This window comes from Marinospirillum sp. (assembly GCF_035271045.1).
In the GTDB taxonomy this organism is placed as follows: Bacteria; Pseudomonadota; Gammaproteobacteria; order Pseudomonadales; family Halomonadaceae; genus Marinospirillum.
Window position 1 is genome coordinate 89,439 of sequence record NZ_DATESC010000007.1, and the last position, 19,704, is coordinate 109,142.

15 protein-coding genes are annotated in these 19,704 nt (G+C 42.8%); 13 read left to right on the forward strand and 2 right to left on the reverse strand.

Annotated features, from left to right (window positions below; translation table 11 throughout):
* The first annotated feature begins 22 nt into the window (after positions 1 to 22).
* The 9 genes from ampD (at position 23) to VJY63_RS03135 (ending at position 10,944) form a co-directional block, all read left to right on the forward strand.
* Positions 23 to 568, forward strand: a complete 546-nt coding sequence (ampD, locus tag VJY63_RS03095) for a 1,6-anhydro-N-acetylmuramyl-L-alanine amidase AmpD (protein ID WP_324048274.1) — start codon at positions 23 to 25, stop codon at positions 566 to 568.
* A gap of 11 nt (positions 569 to 579) precedes the next feature.
* Positions 580 to 1,470: a regulatory signaling modulator protein AmpE gene (ampE, locus tag VJY63_RS03100; protein WP_324048275.1), complete on the forward strand. Its 891-nt coding sequence runs from the start codon at positions 580 to 582 to the stop codon at positions 1,468 to 1,470.
* Between the two features lie 260 nt (positions 1,471 to 1,730).
* Positions 1,731 to 4,418: a pyruvate dehydrogenase (acetyl-transferring), homodimeric type gene (gene aceE / locus VJY63_RS03105; protein ID WP_324048276.1), complete on the forward strand. Its 2,688-nt coding sequence runs from the start codon at positions 1,731 to 1,733 to the stop codon at positions 4,416 to 4,418.
* Positions 4,419 to 4,463: 45 nt separating this feature from the next.
* On the forward strand, positions 4,464 to 6,110 hold the full coding sequence (gene aceF / locus VJY63_RS03110) for a dihydrolipoyllysine-residue acetyltransferase (protein WP_324048277.1): 1,647 nt from the start codon (positions 4,464 to 4,466) through the stop codon (positions 6,108 to 6,110).
* 168 nt (positions 6,111 to 6,278) lie between these two features.
* The gene (locus tag VJY63_RS03115; protein ID WP_324048278.1) at positions 6,279 to 8,315 is read left to right on the forward strand and encodes a methyl-accepting chemotaxis protein; all 2,037 of its coding nucleotides are present in this window, start codon (positions 6,279 to 6,281) and stop codon (positions 8,313 to 8,315) included.
* 151 nt (positions 8,316 to 8,466) lie between these two features.
* The gene (adk, locus tag VJY63_RS03120) at positions 8,467 to 9,123 is read left to right on the forward strand and encodes an adenylate kinase (protein WP_324048279.1); all 657 of its coding nucleotides are present in this window, start codon (positions 8,467 to 8,469) and stop codon (positions 9,121 to 9,123) included.
* Positions 9,124 to 9,128: 5 nt separating this feature from the next.
* On the forward strand, positions 9,129 to 9,842 hold the full coding sequence (gene tsaB, locus VJY63_RS03125; protein WP_324048280.1) for a tRNA (adenosine(37)-N6)-threonylcarbamoyltransferase complex dimerization subunit type 1 TsaB: 714 nt from the start codon (positions 9,129 to 9,131) through the stop codon (positions 9,840 to 9,842).
* Positions 9,843 to 9,856: 14 nt separating this feature from the next.
* Positions 9,857 to 10,144, forward strand: a complete 288-nt coding sequence (locus VJY63_RS03130; RefSeq protein WP_324048281.1) for a hypothetical protein — start codon at positions 9,857 to 9,859, stop codon at positions 10,142 to 10,144.
* A 122-nt stretch (positions 10,145 to 10,266) separates the two neighbouring features.
* A complete protein-coding gene (locus VJY63_RS03135) occupies positions 10,267 to 10,944 on the forward strand; it encodes a class I SAM-dependent methyltransferase (RefSeq protein ID WP_414674807.1) in 678 nt (225 codons plus the stop codon).
* Between the two features lie 22 nt (positions 10,945 to 10,966).
* On the opposite strand, the gene VJY63_RS03140 is transcribed toward VJY63_RS03135, so the two are convergent.
* A complete protein-coding gene (locus VJY63_RS03140; RefSeq protein ID WP_324048283.1) occupies positions 10,967 to 11,596 on the reverse strand; it encodes a YecA family protein in 630 nt (209 codons plus the stop codon).
* Between the two features lie 21 nt (positions 11,597 to 11,617).
* Between VJY63_RS03140 and VJY63_RS03145 the strand changes: the two genes are divergently transcribed.
* The 3 genes from VJY63_RS03145 (at position 11,618) to VJY63_RS03155 (ending at position 15,078) form a co-directional block, all read left to right on the forward strand.
* Complete coding sequence (locus tag VJY63_RS03145) at positions 11,618 to 12,157, forward strand: SprT family zinc-dependent metalloprotease (RefSeq protein ID WP_324048284.1); 540 nt, start codon at positions 11,618 to 11,620, stop codon at positions 12,155 to 12,157.
* A 149-nt stretch (positions 12,158 to 12,306) separates the two neighbouring features.
* Complete coding sequence (gene acs / locus VJY63_RS03150) at positions 12,307 to 14,256, forward strand: acetate--CoA ligase (protein WP_324048285.1); 1,950 nt, start codon at positions 12,307 to 12,309, stop codon at positions 14,254 to 14,256.
* A gap of 159 nt (positions 14,257 to 14,415) precedes the next feature.
* A complete protein-coding gene (locus VJY63_RS03155) occupies positions 14,416 to 15,078 on the forward strand; it encodes a response regulator transcription factor (protein ID WP_324048286.1) in 663 nt (220 codons plus the stop codon).
* A gap of 38 nt (positions 15,079 to 15,116) precedes the next feature.
* Here VJY63_RS03155 and VJY63_RS03160 read toward each other — a convergent pair whose 3' ends face one another.
* On the reverse strand, positions 15,117 to 19,073 hold the full coding sequence (locus VJY63_RS03160) for a NahK/ErcS family hybrid sensor histidine kinase/response regulator (RefSeq protein ID WP_324048287.1): 3,957 nt from the start codon (positions 19,071 to 19,073) through the stop codon (positions 15,117 to 15,119).
* A gap of 347 nt (positions 19,074 to 19,420) precedes the next feature.
* Here VJY63_RS03160 and VJY63_RS03165 point away from each other — a divergent pair, with 347 nt between their 5' ends.
* Positions 19,421 to 19,702: a DUF4212 domain-containing protein gene (locus tag VJY63_RS03165; RefSeq protein ID WP_324048288.1), complete on the forward strand. Its 282-nt coding sequence runs from the start codon at positions 19,421 to 19,423 to the stop codon at positions 19,700 to 19,702.
* The last annotated feature ends 2 nt before the right edge of the window (positions 19,703 to 19,704 follow it).

The window sequence follows — 19,704 nt, forward strand, 5'->3', positions numbered from 1 at the left end:
CGGCTAAAGTGTAGGCAGTATAATGCAGATTGAAAACCATTGGTTAAAAGCAGCAAGGCGTTGCCCGTCTCCTTTTTTTAACGAACGCCCAAGTGATGAAATTAGTTTACTGGTTATTCATAACATTGCTTTACCACCTTTAACATATGGCGGTGCAGGCATTGAGCAGCTTTTTACTGGCTGTTTGCCTGCTGCTGCGCACCCTTATTTTGAACCTTTGCAAGGTGTTGAAGTATCTGCACATTTATTGATTCGCCGCACGGGTGAGCTAGTGCAGTTTGTTGCCTTTGATAAACGTGCTTGGCATGCTGGGATTTCTAGTTTTAAAGGCCGCGAGCAATGCAATGATTTTGCTTTAGGTATCGAGCTAGAAGGCTCAGATAATCAACCTTACACTCAAGTACAATATCAGCAATTAGTGGCAGTAACTGTGGCACTTTTGGCTGAATACCCCTTATTAAATAAACAGCGCATTTGTGGGCATGATGCCATTGCACCCAATCGAAAAACTGACCCAGGCAAAGCCTTTGATTGGCAAGCTTATCAGCAGCATCTAAACGCTTTTTGAAGGAGTGGTAAATGAAATTCTTTGTTATGTTAGCCGTCTTGTTGTTGCGTAATTTTTATGGAAAAAAGCTAACGTTACCTTTAGATAAAGCTTTTGCTATTTGGCAAGCTTTTGTGGCTAAACGTAGGCAAAAAAGCTTAGGTTCGTCCGCTGTTTTTTTATTAAGCGTTATGCCGGTAATCGCCTTATTGTGGTTGTTGCTTTGGTGGATTGATGGTGTTTATTGGTATTTGCCGGTTTTGGCAATTCACTTGTTAACGGTGATTTATGCTTTAGGTCGGCGTTGTGATTTAGTTTGGATTGAGCGTTATTTGGCTGCTTGGCGGCAAAAAGATAACCAAGCAGCGCATTATTATGCAGCCGAAATTATTACTGAATCTTTGGATGAAAAAGATAGTAAAACGCTTCATGCGCGAGTCATTTCACGGTTAGTCGTGTTTGCTTTTGATCGGTTATTTTTGGTGTTGTTTTGGTATTTATTGCTAGGTCCTGTTGGTGCTTTATTAGCGCGTTTAACTGAGCAAGCGATTAACAATGCTCAGCGTGAAGCCATTGCGTTAGATGAGGAAGTATTGAGTTTTCAACAGGCATTGGAATGGCCAGCAGCAAGGTTGATGGGCTTAACCTTAGCTTTGACTGGGCGGCCTTTATTGGGTTTGCGGCAGTTTATTACTGATATTTTTCGTTGGAAACTTTCGACTGAGATTTTTTTGAATCGTCAGTTAATGACGGGGTTTGGGGTGTTAAGTCGAGAAGCATCTACTGAATCTGCTTATTATCCGCGCCCAGAAATGATGACTACAGCGGCTGATGAAGAATTAATGGATTTACGAGAAAGGGTGTGGCGCTCTTTAGCCGTGTGGGTTGCGGTGACAGCGGTGGGTGTGATTTTCTGGTTTTAGCGTGAGTAAAAAACGCTATTTATTGAGCAGGGCTTTTTTTTGCTGTGTTTTGTAGTAAAATTACAAGGCTGGGGCGGCGTTACGATTCTTATTTAAACCCTTGTAACTTAGGTATGTTGATGGTGCGGTGCAACATTGGTTTAGGTTGATTGGCTATTTTTTACTCATTTCTAAACAGCTTGATAGGTTAATTATGTAGCTAAGCTACAAGTCAGGTTGTATTTTGTTCATTTCAATACAAATATAAGTGGAGACGTTATATGAATCAGGAGGTTAAAGACCTAGACCCAGCAGAAACTCAGGAATGGCTAGATTCTCTGGACTCGGTACTTACACATGAAGGCGAGGAGCGCGGCAAGTTTTTACTGACTCAGTTATCTGAGCGTATGCGCCGTGATGGTTCTCAATTACCTTTTTCTATTACTACACCGCACCGTAATACCATTCCTGTTTCGCGTGAACAGCGGATGCCAGGCGATGTATTTATGGAGCGCCGTATTCGTTCGTTAATTCGCTGGAATGCGATGGCGATGGTGATGCGTGGCAATCGTGCTAATGCGGGCATCGGTGGTCATATTTCTAGTTTTATGTCCAGTGCAACCCTTTATGATGTGGGCTTTAACTATTTTTTCCGCGCCCCTAAAGATGATTTTGAAGGTGATTTGATTTACTTCCAAGGTCACTGTGCGCCGGGCATTTATGCACGTTCTTTTTTAGAAGGGCGTTTAAGCCAAGAGCAGCTAGATAACTTTCGTCAAGAAGTCGATGGCAAAGGCATTTCTTCTTATCCGCACCCTTGGTTAATGCCTGATTATTGGCAGTTTCCAACGGTTTCTATGGGGTTAGGTCCTATTCAAGCCATTTACCAAGCCCGCGTAATGAAATACCTAGATTCACGCGAACAAAAACCGCTGCTTGACCGTAAAATTTGGTGTTTTATGGGTGATGGTGAGTGCGATGAGCCAGAATCTTTGGGCGCTATTTCTTTAGCTGGTCGTGAAAACTACGATAACTTAATTTTTGTGGTGAACTGTAACCTGCAGCGCCTTGATGGGCCGGTGCGTGGTAACGGCCGTATTATGTCGGAACTTGAAGGTGTTTTTCGTGGCGCTGGCTGGAACGTAATTAAAGTGGTGTGGGGTCGTCATTGGGATCCGCTGTTTGAAAAAGATACTAAAGGTTTAATGCAAAAACGCATGGATGAAGTGGTGGACGGTGAATACCAAAACTACAAAGCCAACGGCGGCGCTTATACGCGTGAGCATTTTTTTGGTGACAATCCTGAACTAAAGAAAATTGTTGATGATTTATCCGATGAAGACATTTATGGCTTAAACCGTGGTGGACATGACCCCTATAAGGTTTATGCGGCTTACCATGAGGCTGTACACAACGCCAATGGTCGCCCAACGGTTATTTTAGCGCATACCGTTAAAGGTTATGGCACAGGTGCTGAAGGTGAAGCGCGTAACGATACTCACTCGGTTAAATCACTCGAATTAAATACGCTGAAGAAATTCCGTGACCGTTTTGGCATTCCTTTAAGTGACAAGCAGTTAGAAGATGTGCCTTTTTATAAGCCGGAAGATGACAGCCCAGAAATGCGCTATATGCACCGTGCGCGTGAAGCTTTAAATGGTTTTGTGCCTTCGCGTCGTGCTGATTTTGAAGCGTTAAAAGTACCTGCTTTAAACGACAAAGCTTACGCTGCCATGTTACAGGGCACTAAAGACCGTGAAATTTCTTCGACCATGGCTTTTGTAAGAATTTTAACGGGTTTAACTAAAGATAAAGAAGTTGGTCATCGTATTGTACCGATTGTGCCCGATGAAGCGCGTACCTTTGGTATGGAAGGTATGTTTCGTCAATTGGGCATTTATGCAGCTAAAGGTCAAAAATACAAGCCAGAAGACTCTGGGCAGATTATGTACTACAAGGAAGATCAAAAAGGTCAAATGCTGGAAGAAGGCATTACTGAAGCGGGTGCTATGTCGGCATGGATGGCGGCTGCTACCAGTTACAGCAATAACAACTACGCGCTAGTGCCTTTTTATATTTACTATTCCATGTTTGGTTTTCAGCGTATTGGTGACTTGGCTTGGGCCGCGGGTGATTTGCAAGCGCGTGGCTTTATGATTGGCGGTACAGCCGGTCGTACAACATTAAATGGTGAAGGCTTGCAGCACCAAGATGGTCATAGCCATTTGCAAGCAGGCACTATTCCTAATTGCCGTACTTATGATCCTACCTATAGTTATGAACTGGCGGTGATTATTCAAGATGGCATGCAGCGGATGTATCAAGCTAAAGAAAACTGCTTTTATTACATCACCGTGATGAACGAAAACTATGCTCACCCTGAAATGCCCAGCCGCCCCGATGTTGCTGAGCACATTATTAAGGGTATGTACTTGTTAAAAGAAGGTGCTGAAGCCAAACAAGGTTCATCGACGAAAAAAGTACAGCTAATGGGTTCTGGCACTATTTTATGTGAAGTTGAACGCGCTGCTGAGCTACTGAAAGCTGATTGGGGTGTAGAAGCCGACGTTTGGAGCGCCACTAGCTTTAATGAGCTGCGCCGTGATGCGTTGCAGGTTGAGCGTCACAACTTCTTAAATCCCGAAGCCGAACCGAAAAAAGCTTTTATTACCCAACAGTTAGAAGATCGTAATGGGCCAGTGATTGCTGCAACGGATTACATGAAATTGTATGCGGATCAAGTACGTGCTTGGATTCCAACCGATTATAAAGTGCTAGGCACGGATGGTTTTGGGCGTTCTGATACACGCGAAAAACTACGTTATTTCTTTGAGGTGGATCGTTATTTTGTGGTGGTTGCTGCGCTTAAAGCCTTAGCTGATCGTGGTGAGGTTGCTGCGAAAACAGTCAGTGAAGCAATGGCTAAGTATGGCATTGATCCTGCTAAAACAGACCCTTTGTATTGTTAAGGGTCTTGTTAAGCAACGATTGCAACCAAATTCAGGAGATAAACTTTGAGTAACGAAATTATTAAAGTACCGGATATTGGCAGCAGTGATGCTGTTGAAGTGATTGAAATCAGCGTTCAAGCCGGTGATCGCATTGAACAAGAAACGACGTTAATTGTGCTGGAATCTGATAAAGCCAGCATGGACATTCCTAGCCCAGTGGCGGGTACCGTCAGCAAAGTGTTAATTAGCCTTGGCGATAAAGTTACCGAAGGCACGCCTATTTTTGAGATTGCAGTCGAAGGCGTTGCTGCAACTACTGCAGTTGAAAAAGCGGCTGAACCTGCTACTGTTCAACAGCCTGAGCCTGTCATTGCTATGGCTGAAACCGCAACGTCTGTTGCTGCAACGCTGGGCCGCCAAGAAATTCGCGTACCTGATATCGGCAGTAGTGATGCGGTTGAAATTGTTGAAGTTTCAGCAAGCGTTGGTGATATGTTAGCCGTTGAAGATGGGCTGATTACTTTAGAAACCGACAAGGCTTCTATGGATGTGCCCAGCCCTTATGCGGGTAAGTTGGTTGAATTAGCAGTTAAGGTAGGCGATAAGGTTGCTGAAGGCGACTTAATTGGTTTTATTGAAGTAGCGGGTGCTGCTGTTATACCTGCTTCTAAACCTGCTGCTGCAACTTCAGTATCCGCTGCTACAGCACCAGAAGTTGTAGCGTCATTGCCTGCTGCTAGTAAATTAGCCGCCACTTTGCCAGCTAATACGCCTGTTGCTAGCGCTGCGACTTCTGGCAAGGTTCATGCAGGCCCTGCGGTACGTTTGTTAGCCCGTGAACTCGGTGTCGATTTAACGCAAGTATCGGGTTCTGGTCCAAAAGGTCGCATTGTTAAAGAAGATTTACAAAATTTCGTTAAACAAGTCATGCAGCAAGCCAAGGCAAGCAGCGGTACGGTTGCTGCGGGTGGCGCAGGCATTCCACCGATTCCAGTTCAAGATTTCAGCCAGTTTGGTGAAATTGAAGAAAAGCCGATGGGACGTTTGCTAAAAGCCGGTGCGGTTAACTTGCATCGCTCTTGGTTAAATGTGCCGCACGTGACTCAGTTTGATGAAGCCGACATTACTGACTTGGAAGATTTTCGTAAATCAGTCAAAGCAGAAGCTGAAAAGCAAGGTGCGCGTTTAACACCGCTGCCTTTTATGATTAAAGCCTGTGCTTTGGCGTTAAAAGCTTTCCCTCAGTTTAATGTATCTTTGGGCGCAACTGGCGATACTTTGATCTGGAAGCAATACATCAACGTAGGTTTTGCTGTTGATACGCCGGATGGTTTGTTGGTTGTAGTGATTAAAGACGCTGACAAAAAGAGTATTTATGCGCTGGCTAGAGAATCGGCCGATTTAGCGGCTAGAGCGCAGAAAAAGCAGCTTAAAAGTGATGATATGAAGGGTGGTTGTTTCACGATTTCATCGTTAGGCTCGATTGGCGGTACGGCTTTTACGCCGATCGTTAATGCACCTGAAGTAGCGATTCTGGGTGTTTCTAAAGCAAGCATGAAACCTATCTGGGACGGCAAAGCCTTCTTGCCACGCTTAATGCTGCCTTTGTCCTTGTCTTACGATCACCGTGCGATTAATGGTGCCGATGCCGCGCGTTTTACTGCTTACCTTGCCCAGCAATTAAGTGATATTCGTAAAATGTTGCTTTAGCTTAGTAGGTTAATGTTTCGTTTTTTTGTATGAATACAAAAGCTTCCGTTTATCGCGGAAGTTTTTTTATTTAAAAACTTAAACATACGTTTGATTTTTTTTGAGTATCCGTTAAGGTTAGCAAAAGGTTCCAACAAAAATAATAGGGTACCTACCGAGGGTCAAATAATGTTCAAAGCACTTTTAATGCCAGGCATGGCTTTTATGAATCGCTTGGTGTATTTCCAAAAGTTTACTTTAATTGCATTGTTTTTTTTGCTGCCGCTGATTGTATTAAGCGGTGTGCAAACGAAGCAGCTTTGGAATGATTTACGCCAACTACAGCATGAGCGCGATGGTTTAAGTTTACAGGCTGAATCATTAAAATTGATTGCTTTGTCTGAGCAATACCGTGATTTAGCTGCTTTGGCAGACAGTCGAGAAACGCCTGAGTTACGCCAACAATTAAGTCAAATTAGTAAGGCATGGCAGCAGCACTTTAATGAACTACAGCAGATAGCGACTCAAAAATTACCTGACATTAATCTGCAAACCGCTTTAACAGGTTTAGGGCAGCAAGCAGAGGCTTTATTTAAACCACAACAGCGTTTAGGCAGTCCAAATATGGCGTTGGTTTATTATCAGCCACTAGTTAATGACGCGTATCATTTGTTGCAAACTTTACGGCAAAGTAGCGATTTAATACGTGATTCACGGACTGAAGTGCAGTTATTGCAATTGTTATTAAATAATCAGCTGCCAAGTTTGTTAACTAGCATTAGCCAAGGCCGTAATTATGGCAGTCAGGTTTTACTGCAAAAGTTCATGGATTCTATTAGTAGTACAGAGCTAGACAGTGCGGTCGATCAGTTAAACCGCCAAAAAGTTAGTTGGCAAGAAAGTTTAGATGGCTTGATATTTAAAGCACCTGAGTTAGCCAAAGATTTACAACCGTTAAATGATCAGATAGCTAAGGCTATTGATGATTTTCAGTTTAATTTAGAAGAAAAAGTGTTGTTTGCTTCTCGTTTTGATGGTGATTGGTCGGTTTTTTATAATCAAGGTTTAGTTGCACAGCAAGTGGTTTTAACCGTGGGTGAAGCATTTACCTACCGCTCTGATCTTTATTTACAAGCCGCAGAAGCCGCGCAAGCTAAGCGTTTATGGACAATGGGTGTTTTGTTGTTTTTACAGGTGCTGGCGATTGGTTATCTTTATTCTTGTTTTTACGTTTCGATTCATAGCAATGTGCGTAGTTTATTGCATAGCGTAAAAATTCTAGCCGATGGTGATTTACGTGTTACACCTAAAACGATCAGTGCTGATGAAATGGGCGTGCTAACAGAAGCATTTGCTAGTATGGCAGCTAGAATGCGTGAATTAGTTTTTACGGTTAGAAGCAGTGTTGAACAGGTCACTCAGCAAGCTAATTTGGTTGCTGTTTCAGCCAGTCAAGCGCAGCAAACTAGCCATACTCAGCAACAAGAAACAGAGTTGGTGGCAAGTTCAATGAATGAAATGAGTGTTACTGCCAGTGAAGTTGCCGAGCACGCCACTGACGCTGCAAGCACGACAGCACAAGCCCGCGATCAAGCAGAGCAAGGTCAAGTCTTAGCCGGTGAAATGAGTGAGCGTATGTCACGTTTAGCCGCTTCTTTACAGGATGCAGCCAGTGCTGGTCAATCTTTAGTTGAGCGCAGTTCAAGGATTGGCAGTGCGTTAGAGGTTATTCAAGGCATTGCCGAACAAACCAATTTATTGGCCTTAAATGCAGCGATTGAAGCAGCCAGAGCTGGTGAAGCCGGGCGAGGCTTTGCGGTAGTGGCCGATGAAGTACGTTCATTAGCCAGCCGTACACAGGCTTCAACCCATGAAATTGCAGACATTATTACAGATTTGCATCAAGGTGTTGCCAGTGTTGTTGGGCACATAGAGAAAAGCCACGACAGGGCAGAAGTTACTGCTGAACAATCACGCCAAGTTAGTAAGGCTTTAGGTTATATTTTGCAAGCAGTGCAGCAAATTGATGCAAAAAATCAGCAAATAGCCACCGCTGCTGAACAGCAGTCTGCAGTAACCGCCGAAATAGATGCAAATTTAAGCCGTATTCGTGATGGCGCTGATGAAAGCGCGCAGGGTGCTCAAGCAACGGCCAGTGCTAGCCAAGCTTTGGCTTTAACCACTGAGCAATTACAACAAGCGATTAGTGCTTTTCAAGTGGATTAAGTTTGTATTTTATCAGTATAAATGCATTATTACGCCTAGAGTATTAGTCCTTGGCGCTTGTCAGCTTCAGGGACTCCATGTATTGTCTTACCTTTAAAATTTACCCACATTATTCCTATAACATCATAATAAAATATTGAAGGAGACAAGTATGCGTCTGATTCTATTAGGAGCACCAGGTGCCGGCAAGGGTACACAAGCTCAGCACATCTGTGAAAAATTTGGTATTCCACAAATTTCTACGGGTGATATGCTGCGTGCTGCCGTTAAAGCCGGTACTGAAATGGGTTTAAAAGCGAAAGAAATTATGAACGCCGGTGGCTTAGTTTCTGATGATATTATTATTGGTCTAGTTAAAGACCGTATTAATGAACCAGATTGTGCTAAGGGGTTTTTGTTTGATGGTTTTCCACGCACCATTCCACAAGCCGATGCCATGAAAGAAGCCGGTGTTAAGTTGGATTATGTAGTAGAAATTGCCGTTGAAGATGAAGACATTGTTGAACGTATGGCGGGTCGTCGTGTTCACCCAGCGTCAGGTCGTACTTATCATTTAGTTTACAATCCACCTAAAGTGGAAGGTAAAGATGATGTGACTGGCGATGATTTAATTCAGCGTGAAGATGATAATGAAGCCACCGTGCGTCACCGTTTAACGGTTTATCATGACCAAACAGCGCCTTTAGTTCAGTATTATCAAGCATGGGCTAAGCAAGATGCAGAACAAGCACCTACTTATGCTCAAGTTAAAGGCATGGGCAGTGTTGATGATATTCGTCAGCAAATTTTTACTGTATTAGGCGCTTAATCTTAATGACTTGCATACTGGCTTTAGATACGTCAACCGAAGCAGGATCGGTTGCCATTTGGCAAGATGGTGAAGTGCTGGAAGATTTTCAGCTGCTGCCTCGTCAGCAAGCCCAAGCTTTGTTACCACAAATTAAAGGTTTGTTGAATAAAGCCGGTATCGAGTTAAGCCAAGTTGATGCGCTAGCTTTTGGGCGTGGACCGGGTTCTTTTACGGGGTTGCGTATTGCCGCTGCCAGTATTCAAGGTTTAGCTTTAGCCTTGGATCGCCCCGTAATTCCTGTGTCTACACTCGAAGCAATGGCTTGGTCTGCTATCAATTGTACCCATACTAATCAGCCGCCGGTTAGCAAAGTACTAACCCTGTTAGATGCGCGTATGGACGAAGTGTATTGGTGCGCTTGGCAGGCTGAACAAGGTTGGCCCGTGGCTTTAATGGCAGAGCAATTAAATGCCCCTGAAGCCGTCAGCTTACCTGCAATCTATGCTATGGCTGATAGCACAATGGCTGACTGGGCTTTGATTGGTTCTGGTGCTTGCTATGCTGATCGGTTAGCGGCTGCGGTTACCACTAGATTAAGCCAGCAACGGCCTGATATTTTGCCTTCAGCAAAAGCAATCGTGCATTTAGCTCACAAGGCTTGGCAGCAAAATGCGTTATTAGATGCAGCAGACGCTGTGCCTATTTATTTGCGTGATAATGTGACTCACGGCAGTTAATGGCTAACTAATTTATGCACATTCAGGGTCCTTTACTTACGCATTTGCCTTTGGCGACTAAGCGACGTAATCGCAAGCCTAATGCTATTAATGATGAACAAGAGCAACGCAACACTTCTACTCATCAAAGTCCCCTTTCTCGTTTAGAGCCCGTATTAGACACTGAATACATTGCTGCAGGCGAAGCCTTTAATTTTAATGAAGGAGCGCTTTCTGCTGCTGCACGTAAAGCGTTAAGGGGTTATTGGGCGGTGGCGCAGCAAGGACGTTTTGAATGGCAGCGCATTGATATTTATGTGTAACGAAATCAATGGATCATAAAACGAATGAATAAAGTACCGTGCTAGTATCTTCTGAACAGTTTCCCTTAGCCAACTATTGGAGTGAACAGCTTAATTTGCCTTTGGCAGCGGCTGCGCCTTCGATGGGGCTTTATCTTGTCTATGATGACCAAGGTTTGGGGTTGGCTCATGCTGACTTACCCAGCACTCATCCTGTTCGGGTTGATTTTTCTGCAGGTGCTATGGCGCATCGTTTACAGCAAGGCGGTGGTCGTGGGCAGGCTTTAGCCAAGGCTTGTGGATTAAAACCGGGTGTTTCACCACGCATTTTAGATGCAACTTTGGGCTTGGCAACCGATGCCGTGGTCTTGGCTTCTTTGAATTGCCAAGTGCTGGGTATTGAACGTCATCCTTGGGTCGCGGCTTTGGTACAAGATGCTTTGCGGCGGGTTGCTGATGACAAAAGCCTATCATGGTTACAGGCACGCTTTAAGCTATTAGCTGGTGATTCGACACAGGCTATGGCAGCCTTGGCTTTAAAAGCGGATTTTGAACCACAGGTTGTTTATTTAGATCCTATGTTTCCCAGCGGTGAAAAAAATGCGGCGGTTAAAAAGCAAATGCAGTTTTTTCGTGATTTAGTGGGGAAAGATTTAGATGCGGGTTTATTGTTAGCGCAAGCTTTAGATTTAGCCAGTCATCGTGTTGTGGTTAAACGTCCACGAAAAGCTCCAGAATTAGCCGGTAAAAAACCGACTTTTAGTTTAGTGGGTAAAGCGAATCGCTTTGATATTTATGCCTTGCGCTCCTTGCAAGGCTAATTTTTTCATCATAATGATTTAATTAACGGCGACGGTTGTTTTTAAGTTTACCTATTAACGGTTTGGTTTTAGGTTTTTCTTCAGGTGCGTTTATCTGGCAGTAAATATCCAGCAGTAGGTCGGGTAATTGTTTTGCTAGTTGCCCCATTAGTTGCGGGTCTTCTTCTATTTCAATGAATTCTTCTTCGTCAGCAAACAGTCCTGATAAAGCCATAATGGGAATTAATAACTCAGCAATGGCGTGTTCATTAGTCGCAAACCAAGTGTCTTCTTGCTCAAAAACAGCCTGCATAAAACCTGCACACCAGTCGGTTATTTCGTCTTCATCATCTTCGGTTTCCATTTCCAAATCAAAAGGCAGCTCAATACCGCCACCTTGGTAAAAACCTTGGCGTGCTGTTTTAGCCGCTAGCGTAAGAAGGTTGTTTAGTTGTTCGCCTTCGGCACCGATAACGGGTTTGCTTATGAGCTTTTTTAGCCAGTCAGTTGCATTAAATTCAGCAGGCTGCAATGCCTGTGCAGTAACGTAGCCCAGCGTAACAAATAAATCAGCATCTTCTTCTTCGCTATAAAAAAATTCTAGCAATTCATCGAGTTGCTCTAACTGATCGTCATTGAGTAACATTTGGGGTAGTTCATTATCTTGATTCATTACTGCCTCTAAGGATTAAGTGTGCAAACATCGTTCAATTTATCGCTACAAAGCGACTTGGGTTTAGAATTACGCGCTAATGTATTGAGCTGTTATGCCCTTGCTGAACAATACTACCTTAAATCTTTCCAAAGACCGGAAGTTCTTCTTAATCTTCGCGGTCGTAGTGCGGGCATTGCTGAATTACAAAAAAATCGGTTGCGTTTTAATGCGGTGTTATTGCAAGAAAATAAAGACACTTTTTTAAAAGAAGTCGTACCGCATGAAGTCGCGCATTTATTAGCTTGGGCGCTTTATGGCCGTGGTATTAGACCGCATGGTATTGAATGGCAACAAATTATGCAGCAAGTCTTTCAATTAACACCGTCAAGAACGCATCGCTTTGATGTCAAGCGCTCTGCCAAAATGAATTATGTTTATACCTGTGCTTGTGAAGGAAAAAAGCACACTTTGACCCTAAAAAGACACAACTGGATAATGGGTGGACGGCGTTATATTTGCTTGCATTGTAAAAGCCATTTGTACTTTTTAACGCTAGATACAAGCCTATCTAAAGTATGACTGACAAGTATTGGTTTTTATCTTGTTGATTTTAAAGGGTTTTTTATTGCTACCAAGGTCTAATGTTATTGGGTGGTATTAGCAATGTATAACTTAGCACAGTAACTCACGATAAAAATAAATTCACCTAGGCACAGGGGCAGAGTCTGATGACCGAACAACAAAAAGTCTATCCAGTAACACCGGAACTAGCAGCAAACGCATGGATTAATAAAGAACAATATGCTGTTATGTACAAGGAATCCATTGAAAGTCCAGATACTTTTTGGGGGGAGCAAGGAAAGCGTATAGATTGGATTAAACCTTACACTAAAGTTAAAAATACTAGTTTTGATTCTCATAATGTTGATATTCGTTGGTACGAAGATGGCACTCTGAATGCTTCTTATAACTGCCTTGATCGCCACCTTGAAAAAAGAGGCGACCAAGTGGCTATTATTTGGGAAGGTGATAGCCCGAATGAAGATAAAAAAATCACTTACCGTGAGCTTTATCACGAAGTTTGCCGTTTTGCGAATGGCTTAAAAAAGCTAGGCGTTAAAAAAGGTGAAGTTGTTACACTTTATATGCCAATGGTACCTGAAGCCGCGATTGCTATGCTGGCTTGTGCGCGTATTGGTGCAGTTCACTCGGTTATTTTTGGTGGTTTCTCGCCTGATGCCATTGCCAGCCGTGTGGTTGAGTCGGCTTCTCGTGTTGTTATTACTTCAGACGAAGGCTTTCGTGGCGGCAAGCACGTTCCATTAAAAGAGAACGTTGATGAAGGTTTGACCAATCCTAATGTAAAAACGGTAGAGCACGTTGTTGTCCTAAAGCGTACGGGCGGTCATGTTGATTGGCATGAAGGTCGTGATGTTTGGTGGCATGATTTAGTGGCTGATTGTGCCGATGAGTGCCCTATTGAAGAAATGAACGCTGAAGATCCTTTATTTATTCTATTCACATCGGGTTCAACAGGCGCACCTAAAGGCTTGAAGCATACCACCGGTGGCTATATGGTTTATGCAGCCATGACTCACCAGTATATTTTTGACTATAAACCTGGTGAAGTTTACTGGTGTACTGCTGATGTTGGCTGGATTACTGGTCACACTTATATCGTTTATGGCCCGCTTGCCAATGGCGGTACTACGTTAATGTTTGAAGGTGTACCTAGCTATCCAGATTACGGCCGTTTTGGTCAGGTTTGTGATAAGCATCAGGTTAATATTTTTTATACTGCACCCACTGCTGTACGCGCATTAATGGCGCAGGGTGATAGCGTAATGGATAGTTCAACACGTAGCAGTATTCGCTTGTTAGCGTCGGTGGGCGAGCCCATTAATCCCGAGGCTTGGGAGTGGTACTACCGTATTATGGGTAATAGTAACTGCCCGATTATTGATACTTGGTGGCAGACAGAAACGGGCGGTATTTTGATTGCACCATTAGCCGGTGTCACCGATCTTAAACCGGGTTCAGCATCAATTCCTTTCTTTGGCGTACAACCTGCTTTGGTTGATGCTGAAGGTAAGATTTTAGAAGGTGCAACTGAAGGTAATTTGGTTATTATTAACTCTTGGCCGGGGCAGGGTCGTTCTATCTGGGGCGATCACGAGCGCTTTGTGCAAACCTACTTTACTACTTATCAAGGTATGTATTTTACAGGTGATGGCTGCCGTCGTGATGCCGATGGTATGTATTGGATTACGGGTCGTGTTGATGATGTTATCAATGTTTCTGGTCACCGTATGGGTACAGCTGAAGTTGAATCTGCGATGGTTGCTCACCCTGCTGTTGCTGAAGCAGCGGTTGTTGGTTATCCACACGATCTTAAAGGTCAGGGTATTTATGTTTATGTCACCCTAAATGAGGGGATTGAAGCCAGTGATGACCTGAAAAAAGAATTGATTAAGTGGGTACGTAAAGAAATAGGCCCGATTGCTTCACCAGACTTAATTCAATTCTCAGCGGGTTTACCAAAAACACGTTCGGGTAAAATTATGCGTCGTATTTTGCGTAAAATTGCTGCTAACGAAACGGATGGTTTAGGCGATACCAGTACGCTAGCTGATCCATCTGTCGTTGATGATTTAATTGAAAACCGTTTAGCTAAATAATGATTAATCATTAAGAAATAATTAGGCATGACTTTTACCTCGCTTAGGCGGGGTTTTTTTATGATATAACATAAAGCTAAGTTCGATTGCTTCTTGATTATTCAAGGTAGGAATATAATAATGCCAAAGGTTTTTTACTGCTGAACGGGAGGTTAGTGAATGGCTTTACGCCAAAAAATCATTGTTGCGGACGATCATCCTTTATTTCGTGCCGCTTTACAGCAAGCAGTTCGTCAGGCTTTGAGTGACGCTGAGATTGTTGAGGCCGATACGCTTGAAGCGGTTCATCATGCCGTTGCAGAGCATCCTGATGCTGATTTAATCCTGTTAGATTTGCATATGCCTGGAGCGCATGGCTTTTCTGGCTTAGTATTTTTACGTGGGGTTAATCCGGGTATTCCAGTGGTGGTTGTTTCTGGAAGTGAAGAAAATAGCGTTATTCGTCGTGCAATCGACTATGGCGCTTCAGGTTTTATTCCTAAATCTTCATCTTTAGATACCATTGCAGCAGCGATACGCCAAGTCATTGAAGGTGAAGTTTGGATTCCACCTGAAATGATCGGTCACATGGATGAAATTAGCGAAGAAGAGGCGCGTTTTGCCGATGCCTTATCCTCACTAACACCCCAGCAGTTTCGCGTTTTAAATATGCTCACCGAAGGTTTGTTAAATAAACAAATCGCTTATGAGTTAGATGTTTCTGAAGCAACCATTAAAGCACACGTTACGGCCATTTTGCGTAAGTTGGGCGTGCATTCACGCACACAAGCCGTTATAGCTGCTAAGCGTTTAGACGTTGAGGCACCTAGAGTAACGAATTAACGTTGCTTTTAATGTTGTTTTACCTTTCTTGCTTTATTTTACCTTGCTTGCAGGCGTTTACGCGTCTGTAGCAAGCGTGTAATCATTGCCCTGAGTGCTGCTGGCTTTACTGGTTTGTGTAATATTAAAAAGCCTGCATCGCTAACTTCATTGGCTATTTCATCGGTTCTATCGGCAGTAATAATAATACCGCTAATTTTTTCGTCTAAATCCTCTTCTAGTGCTTTTAATGCCATAACGCCTGTTTTGTTATTATTTAGGTGGTAATCGGCTAAGAAAATTTCGGTGCGTTCGGTAATTGATTGTTGATTAATGACTTCTAGGGCCTGCTGTTGATCTTCTGCTATAGCAACTTGGCATTTCCAGCCTTCCAGTAATGCTTGCATACCTTCTAAAATTAAGGGTTCGTTATCAATGCATAAAATACTCAAATTTTCTAGGGTGTTAAAACTGCGTTTTCCAGGTAGAAAATTGCTGCTATATTTTTGGGCAATAACCTTAGGAACGGTTACTGAAAAAACCGTGCCTTTACCATAAATACTGCGTACTTTAATGGGATGATTAAGTACTTTAGACATTCTATCTGCGATAGATAAACCTAAACCCAAACCTTTTTCGTTGTGTTTATCAGGTGTATCTAAGCGTCTAAACTCTTGAAAAATTTCACTAATACGGCTTTCAGGTATACCAGGGCCTGTGTCCCAAACTTCAATGCGTAGTGCCTCTTTAAAATGACGGCAACCAATCAAGACACGACCTTCTCCGGTGTAACGCAACGCATTGGATAGAAAATTTTGTAATATACGGCGCAGCATTTGTGGATCACTTCTGACCCAAGCTTTAGTTTTTATGCGATGCAAATCAAGTTCGCGGTTAGCTGCCATGACACTAAACTCTGCTTTTAATGGCTCTAAAATTTCACTAATCGGAAAGTCACTAATTTTAGGCAGCAACGCGCCAGCATCTAACTTAGAAATATCAAGTAGCGTGCTAAGTAGTTCTTCCGCTGCTTTAAGTGAGTTGTCGATATGGCTGGTGGTTTTTTGTAATTCAGGCTCTTGTACCTGATTAGCTAACGCTGAAGTAAACAGCCGAGCGGCATTGAGTGGCTGTAATAAATCATGGCTAGCCGCCGCTAAGAAGCGCGTTTTAGAGGTGTTGGCTTCTTCAGCTTGCTGTTTAGCAACGCGCATATCTTCTTCTGCTTTGGCTCTTACTTGGTTTTCTTTGAACAGTACACTGTTTAATTCTAACAAAGCTAAAGTACGCTCTTTCACCCGCTCCTCTAAGTTCTCATTGGTTTCTTGCAGTGCTATCTCAATTAAACGCCGCTCAGTAATGTCTTGATAAAGTGCAAAAAAACCTAATACTTCACCTGTTTCTGCTAGGTGTGGTGTATAAGTGACTAAAGCATATCGAAAATTTCCAGGTAGCTCTAATTCAAATGTTTGGCGTTTACCAGCCAAGGCTGCGCGAACAAAAGGGCTGCGTTGTTCATAGTCAGCTTTGCTCATCACGTTATAAACGGCTTTACCAATTACGTAATTACGGTCAATGCCCATCGCTTTTTCATAAGCACGGTTGGTAAATAGGTAGTTAAGGTTGGTATCAAAGTAGGCAATCAACGCGGGTACATTATCGGTGTAAATACGTATATTGTTTTCTGATTGAATCAGCGCTTCTTCAATTTCTTTTTGTTGTGTTATATCTTGGTAGCTATATACAAAACCACCGCCGGGCATAGGGTTGCCTTGTATTTCTAATACTGAACCATTTTTTCGATAACGAACATAGCGATGTGATTCGCCTTCACGAATATTGTCTAGTAGTTGTTGTACGTGAGTTTCAGGATCACCGGGGCCGTATTCTCCACGTTCGGCGTTATAACGAAATATGTCTAATGCAGGTCGTCCAACGCGAATAAAGTTATCAGGAAAGTTAAACATTTCTAAGTAGCGCTGGTTCCAAATAACAAAGTTGAGGTGTTGGTCGACAACGCTAATGCCTTGGGACAGATTTTCTATGGTTGACTGTAATAAACTACGGTTAAACTCTAAAACTTGTGAAGCTTCATCAACGATAGAAATGACATCCGAGATTTTAATTTCTTTACCCTGTAATGCCGAACTCATCACAATGCGTGCTGACGATGCACCTAAGACACCGGCTAATAAGCGTTCCGTAAACTGAATGAGCTCAATACTGGCGGGGTCTTCATTTTTTAAAGGCGCTTGATTGCGTTTATGAGCATAGTCGCTAAATGCTTTTTGAACACTTTCAGTGCCTAAAAACCTTTCTGCTAGGTTACGCAAATCGCCTAGTTTTGTAGAACCTTTCCATAACCGTGAAGTTTTAACAGGTTTGATTTCAAGATTATCGACAAAAGTTGAGGCTTGAATACGGTCAATCATGCGTTGCGGTGTGAGGCGGGAAATTAGAATGTAAACAGCTAGATTACTGCCAAGGCTCCAAAAGACACCCTGTGTGAAAAAACCTTCACTTGATAAGCCAAACAAGCTTGTTGGCCTTAGCCAAGTAATGCCCCAAGGACCATTGTTTAAGAGCTGGCTGCTAACAATTTCCGCCATACCTAAGCTGGGTAATAAAAGGGTATAAAACCAAAAAATACCACCAACCATTAGCCCTGCTGCTGCACCCCAACGATTGCCACCTTTCCAAATAATGCCACCTAAAGCTGCTGGTGCAATTTGTCCAATGGCAGCAAAGGCTAGAAAGCCGGTTGCCGCAAGGGAGTTGAATTCTGCAATGGTACGATAAGTTAAGTAGGCAAGTAGCATAATAGTGAGCATGGTTAAGCGGCGAGTACGTAGTACAAAACGCCCAAAACTTTGGTGTGAACTGTTGTTATTCCAGCGGTATTTTAATAAAGCAGGAATAACAATTTCATTAGATACCATGATGCTAACCGCAACTGTTGCCATAATTGCCATACTGGTAGCAGCTGAAAACCCACCAATGTAGGCAAGCAAAGCCAGCCAGCCATGATTAAATGCAAGCGGTAGTGTTAGTACAAAAGTATCGGGTTCAACGCTGCCATCAGGAAAAGTAATTAATCCTGCAGCAGCAATAGGCATCACAAAAAGTGCAAATAAAATTAAATATAAGGGTAAAAACCAGCGTGCATAGCGCGCATCGTTACGGTGAGCATTTTCAACCACAGTGACGTGGAACATACGTGGCAGCAGAATAATTGCCAGCATAGCCAATAGCGTTTGGGCAATAAAGCCTTGCGTAAAATTGGCAGTATTTAATTGTGATTCAAGCGGTCGAAAAAATTCTGCTTTATGGATTAAATCGCCAAAACCACCAAAAACCTGCCAAGTAACAAAAGCACCCACGGTTAAAAAAGCAAAAAGTTTAATTAAGGATTCAAAAGCGATGGCACGTAATAAACCTTCGTGATGTTCGGTTGCATCAATGTGGCGTGTACCAAAAAGGATAATAAAAATGGCTAGCACTAGCGCAACGAAAAAAGCAGTATCAGATAAAATCGGTGTTAAATTGTTTTTAGTAGGCAAAGGCTGTGGAAAGTAGGTTAATACGTCATAAGCCATAGTGACGGCTTTCAGTTGCAAGGCTATGTAAGGTAATGTGCCTACCAGTGCAAAGATCGTTACCATAATGGCCAAAGGCTGCCACTTGCCGTAACGCGAGGCAATAAAGTCGGCTATAGAGGTTAAGTTATTGGCTTTACTGACACGAAATATTTTACGAACCAGTGGCCAAGCAAACAAGTAAGTAAGAATTGGGCCGATAAAAATACTTAAATATAACCAACCACCGCCGGTCGCTTGACCAACAGCCCCGTAAAAAGTCCAAGAAGTGCAGTAAACAGTTAAAGCTAGGCTATAAATCCAAGGTCGGCTTCGTGCTTGATAATGTTTACGTGCTACGCGATCACCTTGCCAAGCAATGGTAAAAAGTACTAGTAGGTATGCAAGTGAAAATAAAATAAGTTGCCAGCCAGCAAACATGGTGCATTCTTCTCTATATCAACAGGAGGTAAAGTGCATTATGCGTAAGTTTGCTTTTAAAATCAGGTGGTTTCAAAGCACTTATTGTTAATAAGGGAAAGACTCGCTGCTAGCTAGTATTAGACTTAGGTAAAAATAACCAACTAAATAGTAACTGCCTAACTACCTAGTTGACATTTAACTATATGATTTGTAAGTCTATTTTGGTTTATTGCTAGTGGGTTTCGTTTTGTTAAGACTAAGGTCGGGGGTTTATTTGTAACATTATTTTTGCAGAATGCGTGCTAGGGATTTTTTGACGGACTGGAATTCCTCATCTCTAAATAAAAATAAAGCGGAGAGTAAATATGGTGGATGAAAAAAAAACAAAGGGTGAGATTTCTGAAAGAGATCACCAATATTGGGCGGCTAACTTGCGCCTGATTATCGGAGTTTTAATCACTTGGGCTACTGTTTCTTACGGGTTTGGTATTTTACTAAGACCTTACCTAATGAATGTAATGATCGGTGGTGCTGACATGGGCTTTTGGTTTGCTCAGCAGGGCGCAATTCTAACCTTCTTAGGCTTAATCTTCTTTTATGCAATTAGAATGAATAAGCTGGATAAAGAATTCGGCTTGGAGGACTAAGA

Excerpts from the sequence above, each read along its gene's own strand:
- VJY63_RS03160 (WP_324048287.1), bottom strand. The coding sequence starts at position 19,073 with ATGTTTGCTGGCTGGCAACTTATTTTATTTTCACTTGCATACCTACTA.
- acs (WP_324048285.1), top strand. The coding sequence starts at position 12,307 with ATGACCGAACAACAAAAAGTCTATCCAGTAACACCGGAACTAGCAGCA.
- ampE (WP_324048275.1), top strand. The coding sequence starts at position 580 with ATGAAATTCTTTGTTATGTTAGCCGTCTTGTTGTTGCGTAATTTTTAT.
- VJY63_RS03155 (WP_324048286.1), top strand. The coding sequence starts at position 14,416 with ATGGCTTTACGCCAAAAAATCATTGTTGCGGACGATCATCCTTTATTT.
- VJY63_RS03165 (WP_324048288.1), top strand. The coding sequence starts at position 19,421 with ATGGTGGATGAAAAAAAAACAAAGGGTGAGATTTCTGAAAGAGATCAC.
- VJY63_RS03140 (WP_324048283.1), bottom strand. The coding sequence starts at position 11,596 with ATGAATCAAGATAATGAACTACCCCAAATGTTACTCAATGACGATCAG.
- VJY63_RS03115 (WP_324048278.1), top strand. The coding sequence starts at position 6,279 with ATGTTCAAAGCACTTTTAATGCCAGGCATGGCTTTTATGAATCGCTTG.
- VJY63_RS03135 (WP_414674807.1), top strand. The coding sequence starts at position 10,267 with ATGGGGCTTTATCTTGTCTATGATGACCAAGGTTTGGGGTTGGCTCAT.
- ampD (WP_324048274.1), top strand. The coding sequence starts at position 23 with ATGCAGATTGAAAACCATTGGTTAAAAGCAGCAAGGCGTTGCCCGTCT.
- adk (WP_324048279.1), top strand. The coding sequence starts at position 8,467 with ATGCGTCTGATTCTATTAGGAGCACCAGGTGCCGGCAAGGGTACACAA.
- tsaB (WP_324048280.1), top strand. The coding sequence starts at position 9,129 with ATGACTTGCATACTGGCTTTAGATACGTCAACCGAAGCAGGATCGGTT.
- aceE (WP_324048276.1), top strand. The coding sequence starts at position 1,731 with ATGAATCAGGAGGTTAAAGACCTAGACCCAGCAGAAACTCAGGAATGG.
- VJY63_RS03130 (WP_324048281.1), top strand. The coding sequence starts at position 9,857 with ATGCACATTCAGGGTCCTTTACTTACGCATTTGCCTTTGGCGACTAAG.